This is a genomic window from Zunongwangia sp. HGR-M22, from assembly GCF_027594425.1.
Taxonomy (GTDB): domain Bacteria; phylum Bacteroidota; class Bacteroidia; order Flavobacteriales; family Flavobacteriaceae; genus Zunongwangia.
This window is the reverse complement of record NZ_CP115159.1, coordinates 3,865,337-3,878,903: the sequence shown is the minus strand read 5'-3', so window position 1 is coordinate 3,878,903 and position 13,567 is coordinate 3,865,337. Positions and strand designations below refer to the sequence as shown.

8 protein-coding genes are annotated in these 13,567 nt (G+C 34.4%); all 8 read left to right on the top strand.

Annotated elements, in window-relative coordinates; all coding sequences use genetic code 11:
* Positions 1-28 precede the first annotated feature (28 nt).
* Positions 29-1,198 carry a homogentisate 1,2-dioxygenase gene (locus PBT91_RS16810; protein ID WP_270059615.1) on the top strand — a complete coding sequence of 390 codons (1,170 nt, stop codon included), beginning with the start codon at positions 29-31 and terminating at the stop codon, positions 1,196-1,198.
* A gap of 32 nt (positions 1,199-1,230) precedes the next feature.
* A complete protein-coding gene (gene hppD / locus PBT91_RS16805; protein WP_270059614.1) occupies positions 1,231-2,373 on the top strand; it encodes a 4-hydroxyphenylpyruvate dioxygenase in 1,143 nt (380 codons plus the stop codon).
* Between the two features lie 297 nt (positions 2,374-2,670).
* Positions 2,671-3,447 (top strand): DUF3108 domain-containing protein, encoded by a 777-nt coding sequence (locus PBT91_RS16800; RefSeq protein ID WP_270059613.1) that lies wholly within the window; start codon positions 2,671-2,673, stop codon positions 3,445-3,447.
* Between the two features lies 1 nt (position 3,448).
* Positions 3,449-4,408: a tryptophan 2,3-dioxygenase family protein gene (locus tag PBT91_RS16795; RefSeq protein WP_270059612.1), complete on the top strand. Its 960-nt coding sequence runs from the start codon at positions 3,449-3,451 to the stop codon at positions 4,406-4,408.
* Between the two features lie 9 nt (positions 4,409-4,417).
* The gene (locus PBT91_RS16790) at positions 4,418-5,650 is read left to right on the top strand and encodes a peptidoglycan DD-metalloendopeptidase family protein (protein ID WP_270059611.1); all 1,233 of its coding nucleotides are present in this window, start codon (positions 4,418-4,420) and stop codon (positions 5,648-5,650) included.
* A gap of 67 nt (positions 5,651-5,717) precedes the next feature.
* The gene (gene pgi / locus PBT91_RS16785) at positions 5,718-7,352 is read left to right on the top strand and encodes a glucose-6-phosphate isomerase (RefSeq protein ID WP_270059610.1); all 1,635 of its coding nucleotides are present in this window, start codon (positions 5,718-5,720) and stop codon (positions 7,350-7,352) included.
* Positions 7,353-7,717: 365 nt separating this feature from the next.
* Positions 7,718-10,387, top strand: a complete 2,670-nt coding sequence (locus tag PBT91_RS16780) for a TonB-dependent receptor (protein ID WP_270059609.1) — start codon at positions 7,718-7,720, stop codon at positions 10,385-10,387.
* Between the two features lie 601 nt (positions 10,388-10,988).
* Positions 10,989-13,550 carry a TonB-dependent receptor gene (locus PBT91_RS16775; RefSeq protein WP_270059608.1) on the top strand — a complete coding sequence of 854 codons (2,562 nt, stop codon included), beginning with the start codon at positions 10,989-10,991 and terminating at the stop codon, positions 13,548-13,550.
* Positions 13,551-13,567: the final 17 nt, after the last annotated feature.

Here is a 13,567-nt window from a genome sequence, read left to right as displayed (position 1 = left end):
AGAAAGCAGTTTAATTAAATATTTAATTATGCCTTTTTATCATAAGTTAGGTAAGGTTCCTCATAAAAGACATACGATTTTTAAGAAGCCAGACGGAAACCTTTATTACGAACAAGTTTTTGGTACTATTGGATTTGACGGGATGTCTTCGATTTCTTACCACGAGCAGCGACCTACGCAGGTTAAGGAAGTAAAAAAAAGTTGTAGCGTAAAACCTTTAATTTCAAAAGAAAATAATTTGAAGTCGTATCGACTAAAAGGTTTTCGTGTTCAGCCAGAACAAGATTATGTGGAAAGTAGAAAGGTGATTTTAACCAATAGTGATGTAAATATTATTCTAGCAGCGCCACAAAAATCTACCGATAATTATTTTTATAAAAATGCCGATAGTGACGAGTTATTATTTATTCATAAAGGAAGCGGAAAATTAAGAACGCATTTAGGGAATCTTGATTTTAAGTATGGCGATTATCTGCTTATCCCTCGCGGAACGATTTATAAATTGGATTTTGAAGATGAAAATAACCGATTATTTATCGTAGAATCCAGGCGACCAATCTACACGCCAAAAAGATACAGAAACTGGTTTGGGCAACTATTAGAGCATTCTCCATTTTGCGAACGTGACCTAAGACAGCCTTATGAACTCGAAACAAATAATGAAAAAGGTGATTTTTTAATCAAAATTAAAAAGCAGGAAGAAATTTTTGATACTATTTATGCTTCGCATCCTTTTGATGTGGTAGGTTACGACGGTTATAATTATCCTTATGCGTTTTCAATTCACGATTTTGAACCAATTACAGGTAGAATTCACCAACCGCCACCGGTGCATCAAACTTTTGAAACCGATGCCTTTGTAGTTTGTAGTTTTTGCCCGCGTAAATACGATTATCATCCAGAAAGCATTCCTGCACCTTACAGCCATAGTAATATTGATAGTGATGAGGTTCTCTATTATGTAGATGGCGATTTTATGAGCAGAAATGATATTGAAGCAGGGCATATTTCTCTGCATCCTGCCGGAATCCCACATGGGCCGCATCCGGGAGCTGTAGAAAGAAGTATCGGTAAAACCGAAACCGAAGAATTAGCAGTAATGGTAGATACGTTTAAGCCTTTAAAACTTACCGAAGATGCGATTGCTATTGCTGATGAGACCTATTATAGATCCTGGCTAGAAGACGAGGACAAATAGAAAACATTTAAAAAATAACGAATATTAAGATTATGTCTAAAGATAATTCATCCCTACAATTAGAAAAAGTAATTCCTGAAGCCGAAGATTTTCTTCCCATCTTAGGGACAGATTTTGTAGAACTCTATGTTGGGAATGCTAAACAGGCCGCTTATTATTATCAGCATGCCTGGGGATTCCAGCCGGTGGCGTATTCTGGTTTAGAAACCGGAAGGAAGGATAGTGTTTCTTATGTTTTGCAACAGGGAAAGATAAGGATTGTACTAACATCTCCTTTACAGCCTTCCGGAGAAATAAATGCGCATATCGATAAACATGGGGACGGAGTTAAGTTTGTAGCGCTTTGGGTAGATGATGCGAGAAAAAGTTATAAGGAAACCACCAAGAGAGGCGCTGAAAGCTATGTTGAACCTTATGAATTAGAAGATGATCATGGTAAAGTAGTGCTTTCTGGAATTCATACGTATGGTGAAACAGTGCATCTTTTTATCGAAAGAAACGCTTATAAAGGGCCTTTTATGCCTGGTTATAGAACGTATGCTCCGCTAGCCCAATCTCCAGAAACTGGCTTAAAATATATCGATCACATGGTGGGGAATGTAGGTTGGAACGAGATGAATAAATGGTGCGAATTTTATGCAAAAGTGATGGGATTTGCACAGATGGTTAGTTTTGATGATAAAGATATCTCTACAGATTATACCGCTTTAATGAGTAAGGTAATGAGTAATGGGAATGGTCGCATTAAATTTCCAATTAACGAACCTGCGGAAGGAAAAAAGAAGTCCCAAATCGAAGAATATATCGATTTTTATAATGGTGCGGGAGTACAGCATATCGCATTAGCTACAGATAATATTATTGAAACCGTAACAGCTTTGCGTGACCGTGGAGTAGAATTTCTGTATGTTCCAGAAACTTACTATGATGATGTGTTAGAGCGAGTTGGTGAAATCGATGAAGAACTAGCGCCATTAAAGGAATTAGGGGTGCTTATTGATAGAGATGACGAAGGTTATTTACTGCAGATTTTTACAAAACCAGTATTGGATCGACCCACGATGTTTTTTGAAATAATCCAGAGAAAAGGAGCGCAATCTTTTGGTAAAGGTAACTTTAAGGCTCTTTTTGAAGCAATAGAAAGAGAGCAAGATTTAAGAGGAACGCTAAATTAATCGAAAAATATTGATTTATAGGAAATTAAATAGCTTCTTCTTTATTTAAAAATCAATGATTTAGTTAAAGTTTATTTTTGGTTTTTTTTAACGGAAGAAATTGCAGAATTTTGCGCTCGCATTTTTGGAGTGGTTACCAAATTTGTTTTTTCATAATTTAAGTTTTAGTTGGTTAATAAGACAAAAAACCTCATCATTAATTTGATGGGGTTTTTTGTTTTGATACTTTTGGAATAGTAATTGTAAATTTCAAAAAAGTTAGTCTTTCAAAAATGAAACTACTTCAAATCTAAACCGATGATTAAAAAACTTACAATTACGATATTCCTCTTTTTTATTGCACTTTCATCACATGAGGCCCAAACTGCTTATGATGCTGGGGAGTGGTTCAAATTTAGAATTCATTACGGTCCCTTTAATGCCAGTTATGCAGAACTTCAGGTAAATGAAGATTATTTAAGCGGTACGCCCGTTTACCATATTGTTGGAACGGGAAAATCTACCGGAATGATGCATTGGTTCTTTAAAGTAGATGATAATTACCAAACTTACATAGATCGCAAAACAGGACAACCATTAAAATTTATCCGTAAAATAGATGAAGGTGGGCATACTAAAGATTTAGAGATTGATTTCGATCAAAAGTCGAATACTGCCTATGTTCATGATAAAAAGCATAATAAGAAAAAGACCTATTCTACAAAGGAAAATATCCATGATATGTTGTCGGCATTTTACTATATTCGCAGCAACATAAATGAGGAGGCGCTAGAGCCCGGTTATGAAGTTCATCTAAATCTTTTCATAGATGATGAAAATATGGATTTTAAGGTGAAGTTTTTAGGACGGGAAACCATAAAAACAAAGTTTGGTAAGGTTAACGCGCTCAAGTTTAGGCCTTATGTAATGGCAGGTAGAGTTTTTAAAGAGAAAGAGAGCCTTACTTTTTGGGTAAGCGACGATAAAAACAAAGTGCCTTTAAAAATTGAAGCCAACCTGGCGGTAGGATCTCTAGATGCAGATCTTGATGCCTATAAAGGTCTAAAATATCCCTTCAGGATTATTGTAGATTAGCATGGAAATTAAACCCGAAATAGCCGAAAGAATAGAATTACTTGAAGAGAAATTCAAAAATTCTGGTCAGGATATGGGTTCTTATTTAGACGGTCTGCTTTACGATCGTTATCTAACATACTGGGATTATATAAATCTGGATACACTTTTGAGCTTGCAAAAACCGGCAACTCATTTTCCCGATGAAGAAATTTTTATTACCTATCATCAAATAACCGAATTATATTTTAAGCTGATTATCCACGAGCAAAAGCAGGTAATCGAAAATCCTAATTTGACCGCCACATATTTTGTGGAAAAGCTAAATAGGATGAATCGTTATTTTAGAGTGCTTATCAATTCTTTTGATGTAATGATTAAAGGAATGGAGCGTGAACAGTTTTTAAAATTCAGGATGGCTTTGTTACCGGCAAGCGGTTTTCAGTCGGCGCAATTCAGGATGATTGAATTTTATGCGACTCCGGTTCAAAATCTGGTAGAATATAAAATTAGAAAACAGTTCAATTTAGATAATTCCGTAGAAGAATTATTCGATAATATTTACTGGAAAAAAGGAGGTATAGACCTTAAAACCGGTGAGAAGACCTTAACCTTAAAGCAGTTCGAAAAAAGATATACGCCCCGATTTTTAAGAATTGCGAATGAGGTTAAAGGTAATACGCTTTACGATTGCTATCAGAACTTAGCGCCAACTGATAAAAACAATCAAAATTTAATTAAAGCTTTACGTACTTTTGATACCAGTGTAAACGTTAACTGGTTGCTTATGCATATTGGTGCTGCTCATAGATATTTAGATAAAGGGAAAAAAACGGTTAAGGCAACCGGAGGAACAAATTGGAAAGAATTTTTACCACCGGGATTTCAAAAAATATCATTTTTTCCTGAATTGTGGAGTGAAGATGAGCATAATGAATGGGGTAAAGATTGGATAAACCACATGTTTAATACTGAAAAATAAGAACAAGAATTGAAGAAATTTAGTTTTTTATTCCTGCTATTGTTAATTTTTGCAGGATGTAAAGAAGACAAAAAAGAGCAAGCTATAGCAGAAACTAAAAAACCAGCACCCAAGCCGGTCGTTAAAGAATATGGCTTTGTTCTGGACGATTTCGACGTGGTTGTAGATACCATAGAGCGAGGTGATAATTTTGGATTTATTCTGGATCGTCACGGTGTCGATCGTGGGAAGGTTTTTGAAATTTCGCAGACCGTTAAGGATACTTTTAACCCTGCCCGAATAACTGCTGGTAAAAAATATCTTATTTTAAAAGCTAAAGATTCGGCGCATACGCCACTTCATTTTATATATCAGAATAATAAAATCGATTATACGGTTGTAAATATTGGTGATAGCATTTCAGCATTTAGTGCTAAAAAGCCTGTTTCAATAAAAAGAAGAGAAGTTTCTGGAGTGGTAACGTCTTCTTTATCTGAAGCAATGCAAGCCCAGGGATTAAGTAATCTTTTGGTATATCAATTATCTGATATTTACCAGTGGAGTATTGATTTCTTTAAACTTCAAAAAGGAGATCAATTTAAAATGATCTATAATGAAAAATATATCGACGATACGATTTTCGCCGGTGTAGAAAGTGTAGATGCAGCTGTTTTTAAACATTCGGGCAGACCATTTTATGCGTTTAATTATGAGACCGATTCGGTAACCGGGCAAGCAAGTTTTTATGATGAAGAAGCTAAAGCTTTGCAAAGCTTTTTTCTAAAAGCACCTTTAAATTATAGTAGAATTTCTTCTAGATACCAAAGACGAAGATTTCATCCGGTTCAAAAAAGATGGAAAGCACATTTGGGTACAGATTACGCGGCACCAACTGGAACGCCAATAAAAACCACTGCAGACGGTACAGTAATCGCTTCAAGTTACACCTCTGGAAACGGAAATTATGTAAAAGTACGTCACAATAAAAAATACACCACTCAATATTTGCATATGAGCAAGCGAAATGTAAGAAAAGGACAGGCCGTAAAACAGGGCGACGTTATTGGTTTTGTAGGAAGCACAGGGCTTGCTACCGGGCCACATGTGTGTTATCGATTTTGGGTAAATGGAAAACAGGTAGATCCTTATCGCCAAAATTTACCAACGGCTAAGAAAATTGAAGGTGAGAAGAAAGATGAATATTTCGCTTTTATAGCACCGCTTAAAGAAGAATTAGATAATATCTCTTATAAAAAGATCTAAAAAACGTTTCTGGCGGTTAGAATTATTATTTTAGGATATAATCGTCTGATACCAAAAAACCAGAAAAATGAAAAACATTAATCCAACTACAACACAAGCCTGGAAAAAATTAGCGTCTCACTATGCAGAGACTAAAGACCATTCTTTAAAATCCTTATTTGAGAAAGATCAGGATAGAGCTTCAAAATTCACTGTAAAGTGGAGCGATTTTTATGTAGATTTCAGTAAAAATAAAATTACAGAAGAAACCAAATCACTTCTTATTGATCTTGCTGAAGAATGCGGACTTAAAGAAGCGATGAATGCTTATTTTGGAGGAGAGTCGATAAACCAAACAGAGGGAAGACCAGTATTGCATACCGCATTGCGCGCTTCTAAAAATGCTGAGGTTAAAGTTGATGGCGAAAATGTAATGAATGAAGTTGAAGAAGTTAAGGCAAAAATTAAAGCTTTTTCTTCGGAAGTTATTCAGGGCATCAGAAAAGGATTTACCGGAAAGAGCTTTACTGATGTTGTAAATATTGGTATTGGTGGTTCAGATCTAGGACCAGTAATGGTTACGGAAGCCTTAGAGTTTTATAAAAATCACTTAAATGTACATTTTGTTTCGAATGTTGATGGTGATCACGTACATGAAACTATAAAGGATCTTAATCCAGAAACTACGTTGTTTGTTATTGTTTCTAAATCATTTACCACCCAGGAAACCTTAACCAATGCAACTACGATTAGAAACTGGTTTATGAAAACAGCTCCAGAAGAGGAGGTTTCTAAACATTTTATCGCGGTTTCCAGTAACGTGGCCAAAGTAAAAGAATTCGGAATCGACGAGAATAATATTTTCCCAATGTGGGATTGGGTTGGTGGTCGTTTCTCTTTATGGAGTGCGGTTGGATTATCGATAAGTTTAGCTATCGGATATCCTAATTTTGATGCGATGTTAAGCGGAGCTCAAAAAATGGATGAGCATTTTAAAGAAACTGAATTCGAAAACAACATACCTGTGCTTGCTGGTCTTTTAAGTGTATGGTATAACAATTTTTATAAGGCAGAAAGTGAAGCAGTAATTCCTTACTCACAATATTTGCACCGATTACCAGCGTATCTGCAACAGGCGGTTATGGAAAGTAACGGTAAAAGTACCGATCGTAATGGTGATAAAGTAGATTATCAAACAGGTTCAATAATTTGGGGGGAGCCGGGAACAAATTCTCAGCATGCCTTTTTTCAGTTAATTCATCAGGGTACCAAATTAATCCCAGCCGATTTTATTGGCTATAAGATATCTTTGTTTGATGATAAAGATCATCACAAAAAACTGATGGCAAACTTCTTTGCACAGACCGAAGCTTTACTTCAAGGGAAAACTGAAGAAGAAGTTAGCGCTGAACTTACTTCTAAAGGAATGAGCGAAGAAGAAATTAAAGAATTGCTTCCATTTAAATTATTTGATGGAGATAAACCAACAACTTCTTTCCTTATCGATAAGCTTACTCCAGAAAGTCTGGGTAAACTCGTAGCGATGTACGAGCACAAGATTTTTGTGCAGGGTATCATTTGGAACATTTTTAGTTACGATCAATGGGGAGTAGAATTAGGTAAGCAATTAGCTAGTAATATTCTAAAAGATATAGACAGCAAAGAAATCGAAAATCATGATTCTTCTACAAGTAATCTGTTAAAGGTTTTCCTAGCGAAATAGATAAACGTTTATAAAGTACTTGACAAAAAGCACTCTTTTATAAGGGTGCTTTTTTTTTATGGCAATCAAATTATGGCAAGCTTATCAACATACTAGCAAATCTTAGTAAACTCTAAAAATATAGCGTGAAAATATATAAAATATCATTAATATGAATCTAAAATTTTAGATAGAATAAAAATACACCAAAAGTGATCTCGCTACTAAAAGTTTTAGCCCCTCAGTTTCAGTGGGTTTTAAAAATGTTTTAGTTTTGACACGCATAATGATGTTAAATCCAAATCCTTAACATTACGTTAAACTCAGGTTTTTGAATTATAACTTCTTTTGCGTTGAACTAAAATCAAATCAAACAAATTTTACACATGAGGAAATTAATTACCTTATTAATGCTGTTTTTTACAGTAGGAATTTTTGCTCAGGGAACTATTACCGGTACGGTAATGGACGCTGAAATGAATGCGCCGCTTCCCGGTGCAAATGTTATGATTGTTGGTACTAACACTGGTACCACTACAGATTTTGATGGAAACTTTTCTTTAGAATCTGCAAAAGCTTCTGGAACAGTAAGAGTAACATTCGTTGGATTCGAAAGAAAAGATATCAAGTTCGATCTTAGCGGTGGAACTCAGGATCTTGGAAATATTATGCTTGCTTCTGATGCTGATGCTTTATCGGAAGTAGTAGTAATAGGATCTGGAGTAATTGATGTTGCTATTGGTAGACAAACTCCTGTAGCAGTAAGTACTGTAACTTCTAAAGATATTCAGGCAAGAGCCGGTAACGAAGAATTCCCAACGTTGTTAAGAAGTATGCCTTCTGTTTATGCCAACACTTCTGGTGGTGGTTATGGTGATTCAGAGGTTAGAGTACGTGGTTTTGATCAAAGTAATACTGCTGTATTATTAAACGGTCAGCCAATTAATGGAATGGAAGATGGTAACATGTACTGGTCTAACTGGCAAGGTGTAAGAGATATTGCTAATGCCATTCAGGTTCAAAGAGGACTTGGAGCTTCAAAGCTAGCAATTTCTTCTGTAGGGGGAACAATAAATATTGTAACGCAGTCTTATAACAATACCGAGAAAGGATATGTGCAACAAGATATAGCTAATGGAAATTATACCAAATCTACTGCATATTATTCTACAGGAAGTAACGATTTAGGTTGGTCTTCTACTTATATGCTTTCTTACTGGCAAGGAGATGGTAACTTTTATGAAAATACTGAAGGTAAAGGTTTAACATATTTCTTTTCAGTGGGTTATAAACCTTCAGATGAGCATGCCTTCAACCTTTTATTTACTGGAGCACCACAAACTCATGATCAAGCTTACCAAAATAGTCTTGCTGATGCATTAGAATATGGTAGAGATTATAATAGTAATTGGGGTTATAGAAATGGTTCAGCTTATAATGAAAGAACTAATTTTTATCATAAACCAGTTGTGAACTTAAACTGGGATTGGGATATGTCTAGTGATTCTCAATTGTCAACCGTTGCTTATGCTTCTGTTGGTCGTGGAGGAGGAACAGGTCCTTTGGGTTACTATAGCAATAAAACTAATGATAATGGGCAAATTAATTTCGATGAAATTATTGCTAATAATAGAGGTTTAACTCCTACAAGTATTAACGGATCAGATTATATAATTGGTAATAATCCAGATATTGATGGTGATAATGGATATATTACAAGAGCGTCTGTGAATAATCATTTCTGGAGTGGTATAGTTTCTAACTTTAATCATCAGATTAATGAAAATCTAGAATTTAACATAGGTGTTGATGGACGTTATTATCAAGGGAAACATTATAGACAAGTAGTTGATTATCTTGGGTTAGACGGATGGTATAACAACAAAATGGATGCGATTCCAAACGGGCAAATTGCTTTTGAACATTATGATGTAAATTTATTTGATCCAACTTTTGAAACTGCCAGAGCAGATCAAAGAATAGATTATGGTTATTCGGAAAAAATAAGTTATTTAGGAGGTTTTGGTCAAGTAGAATATAAAACTGACGTATTTTCTGCATTTGTTCAGGGTGCACTTTCTACGCAACATCACCAGCGTTTTGATTATTTTAATTATTTATTGCCAGATGATCAAGAATCAGCATATATTAAAAATACAGGTTATAATATAAAAGCTGGATTAAACTTTAATATTAACGAGAATCATAATGTGTTTGTTAACGCAGGTCATTATTCTCGTCAGCCTTTCCATGATAATTTATTTTTAAATTATAAAAACGATCTAAACCCATTAGCAGAGAATGAGGATATTACAGGAATTGAATTGGGGTATGGATTTAATAATAGTTTCCTAAGCGTTAATTTAAATGCATATTTCACTAAGTGGGCAAATCGTGTAGATACCAATTCTACTCGACTAGATTTGGATAATGATGGTATAGACGAAGATTATTTCGCTAACTTTTCAGGTATCGAGCAAACCCATTATGGGGTAGAATTAGATTTTAGAGCCAGACCAATTGACGCTCTTACTTTTACTGGTTTCGTTTCTTTAGGTAACTGGGAGTATTCAGATAATACACGTCAAAGTTTATTTTTACAGGAAGATCTTTCGCCAGTAGAAGGTTATTCTGCAATCACTTCTTATGTAGATGGACAAAAAATTGGAGATGCACCTCAAACTTCTATTAACTTAGGTCTTCAATATAATATTTTAGATAATCTGTCTGTTAATGCAGATTGGTTTTACTATGCAGATCTTTATGCAGGTATAGACCCTGTAAGCTTTACAGAAGAAGGTAACGAAGTTGTAAAATTACCTTCTTACGATATTACTCGTATAGGAGCATCTTACGAAATAGATCTTGGAGGTAGAAAATCTTTAACTTTTAGAGGAAGTATAGACAACTTATTTAATGAAGTTTATTTAACAAGTTTAGCAACAAATAGACCTGTTACTGATGGAAGTACTACTTATAAAGGAATTAATACGTCTAATCGAGGATATTGGGGATTTGATCGCCAATGGAGTTTAAGTGCTAGATTTAGTTTCTAATTAGTATTTATAATAAACAAAAAACCCCTCCATTATGGAGGGGTTTTTTGTTTATTAAAATCTATAATTATTCAATCAATTGATTTGAAACTTGTCAAAAATTAAGGAGTAAATTACTCAAACTGCACATTCTTACTTAGCTTTGTTCGTGATACCTTTTAATATTAGCACCTATTTACTTACATTAAAATTCTGCAAATAGAGTGCTTTAAAAATTAGAAATTTATTATTGAAATATTTTTCATCATATTGAGTTGTATATTATGCAATTTGGAGCATCTAGTTGTGATGATTGCTATGATGTGTTAAGCATCCTTTTTTGCAAAACAGAAGAGAAAATTAGCTTAAAAACTAATTTTTAAAGCTTTATAAATATTTATAAGATTATTTTTTTGATATGGATTTTTAAAAAATCTAGCCTGTATTTATATAAAATTATCTTTTAAGATATTGAAAACTCTCATTTCTGGCGAGATTTTTTTTATTTATAATAATTGGGTTTGTTGGGATTACATTCTTATTTGTTAACACTGTGTTAACATTGAAGATCGTTTAATTAATTTCTTTTGCGGCGATCTAAAATCAAATCAAACATAGTGCAATGAAAAAAATTACAAATCTATTATTTGTAGCATTCATGATGCTTACCGCTTTTGCGCAAGCTCAAGGAGTTTTAACAGGTAAGGTTGTTGACGGTGAGACAGATACCCCACTGCCTGGTGTAAACGTAATTGTGAAAGGAACATCGATTGGAGTTACTACCGATTTCGACGGTTTATTCGAAATTAAAGTAGAAGAAAATCAAGGAATACTTAATCTTTCCTACGTTGGTTTCGCTTCTAAATCTCTTAATTTTACTTTGAACAACAGTGAAGAAAAAGATTTAGGAACTATTCAACTAGAAATGGACGAAGGTGCTTTAGATGAAGTTTTAGTAACAGCTTACTCTTTAGCAATAGATCGTAAAACTCCAGTTGCAGTTTCTACAGTTAAGTCTGAAGAAATAGCACTAAAGTTGGGTACTCAGGAATTTCCGGAGATTTTGAAGACAACTCCTGGTATTTATGCTACCAAACAAGGTGGCGGATACGGAGATGGTCGAGTTAATATTCGAGGATTTAACTCTGAAAATGTTGCCGTGATGATTAATGGCGTTCCTGTTAATGATATGGAGAACGGGGCGGTATATTGGAGTAACTGGGCAGGTTTAGGAGATGTAACTTCTACAATGCAGGTACAGAGAGGTTTGGGAGCTGCTAAAGTAGCAGTGCCTTCTGTAGGTGGTACAATTAATATTGTTACTAAAAGTATTGATGCTATAGAAGGTGGAAAAATCATGTCTTCTATTGGGAATAATGGTTATTTAAAATATGGAATGACTTATTCTACTGGTCTTTCTGAAAAAGGTTTTGCTGCTACTGTTTCAGCATCAAAAATTTCAGGAGATGGTTATGTTAACGGTCTTGAATTTAGTGGATATAATTACTTTGTTAATTTATCTCAGCAGATAAACGAAAATCATCTTCTTTCTTTCAACGCATTTGGTGCACAACAAGAACACGGCCAACGTTATACAAGGTTTACAATTGAAGACTATAAAAGATCAGAAGCAGGACCTAGAAGGTTTAATGCAGATTGGGGATATAAAAACGGAGAAGTTTATAACTCAGCTTATAATTTTTATCATAAACCACAAATTTCTTTAAATCATTACTGGACGGTTAATGATAAAACGAATATTTCTACCGCTTTATATGCTTCTTTTGGATCTGGAGGAGGTCGTAGAACAGATGGTGATAAAATTGGAGCAGACGATTATAGGTTAGGAGGATTTGATCAGCCAATAGATTTTGATCAAATTGTTGATGAAAATATTGAGCGAGGATCTATGGGTGCAGGTTCATCAGATATGATTTATGCTTCAAAAAACAGCCATGAATGGTATGGGATTCTTTCTACTTTTAAAAACAGAACGACAGATAAATTAACTATTTCAGGAGGTTTAGATGCAAGGTACTATATAGGATCTCACTGGTACGAAATTACCGATTTATTAGGAGGCAGCTACTGGATGAATGATAGATCGAACGATTTAAACGAAGGACAAGCATTGCAGGTAGGAGATACTTTCGGGAAAGATTATGATGGACAAGTAATTCGAGGTGGTGTATTTGGTCAGCTAGAGTATGATGTGTTAGATAATTTAAATGTTTTTGCTTCTGCAAACGTTTCTAGAACAGTATATAGTTTAGAAAACAATCTTAAAGATATTGAAAAGAAAAATTCAGATCACGTATATTTTACTGAATATGGTGTAAAAGGTGGAGCAAATTATAATTTCACTGATAACCAAAATGTATTTGCTAATGTAGGCTACTTTACTAGAGCGCCTTTTCTTACTAATGTTTTTCTAAATGCTACAGGTTCTACAGAAGCTAATACAGATGCTGTAAACGAGAAAATATTTAGTGCCGAGTTAGGATATGGGTTTAGATTACCTAACTTAAAAGTAGCTTTAAACTTATATAGAACAAATTATATGGACAAAGCGGTAGCGGGATCATATTCTAATCCAGATGATCAAAATACTAGGTTATTTTATAACCTTCAAGGTGTGGATGCCGTTCACCAAGGGATAGAGTTAGAAGCATCTTACAACATTACTGATAAATTCAAAGTTAACGGAATGCTTTCTCTTGGGGATTGGGAATGGCAAAATAATGTTGAAGGCGTAAAACAAGATGAGGATGGAAATGTAACTGGTAACATTTTTGTTTACTCGAAAGATTTAAAAGTAGGTAATGCAGCTCAAACTACTTTTGCTTTAGGTGCTAGTTACGATTTCGCCCCTAAATCTACACTTTTCGTAGATTATAATTATGCAGGAAATATGTATGCAGATTATTACGTTGAGGATAGAGATGATCCTGATGCTGAAGGAATACAAACATGGAAAGCACCAGAATACGGATTGTTCGACTTAGGAATAAAACATGCTTTTGATTTTGGCCCTTTTAATGCATCATTAATTGGAAGAATTAATAATGCTTTGAATACAGAATATGTGTCTGATGCGAATGATCAAGGAAATGGCGCTCAAAATGCTCTAGTATATTTTGGAGCAGGAAGAACTTACAGTGTAAGCTTTAACCTTAAATTTTAAACATAAAAGATAAAAAT

Bases quoted from the DNA above. Each gene is read 5' to 3' on its own strand.
- PBT91_RS16810 (WP_270059615.1), top strand. From the start codon at position 29: ATGCCTTTTTATCATAAGTTAGGTAAGGTTCCTCATAAAAGACATACG.
- hppD (WP_270059614.1), top strand. From the start codon at position 1,231: ATGTCTAAAGATAATTCATCCCTACAATTAGAAAAAGTAATTCCTGAA.
- PBT91_RS16800 (WP_270059613.1), top strand. From the start codon at position 2,671: ATGATTAAAAAACTTACAATTACGATATTCCTCTTTTTTATTGCACTT.
- PBT91_RS16795 (WP_270059612.1), top strand. From the start codon at position 3,449: ATGGAAATTAAACCCGAAATAGCCGAAAGAATAGAATTACTTGAAGAG.
- pgi (WP_270059610.1), top strand. From the start codon at position 5,718: ATGAAAAACATTAATCCAACTACAACACAAGCCTGGAAAAAATTAGCG.
- PBT91_RS16780 (WP_270059609.1), top strand. From the start codon at position 7,718: ATGAGGAAATTAATTACCTTATTAATGCTGTTTTTTACAGTAGGAATT.
- PBT91_RS16775 (WP_270059608.1), top strand. From the start codon at position 10,989: ATGAAAAAAATTACAAATCTATTATTTGTAGCATTCATGATGCTTACC.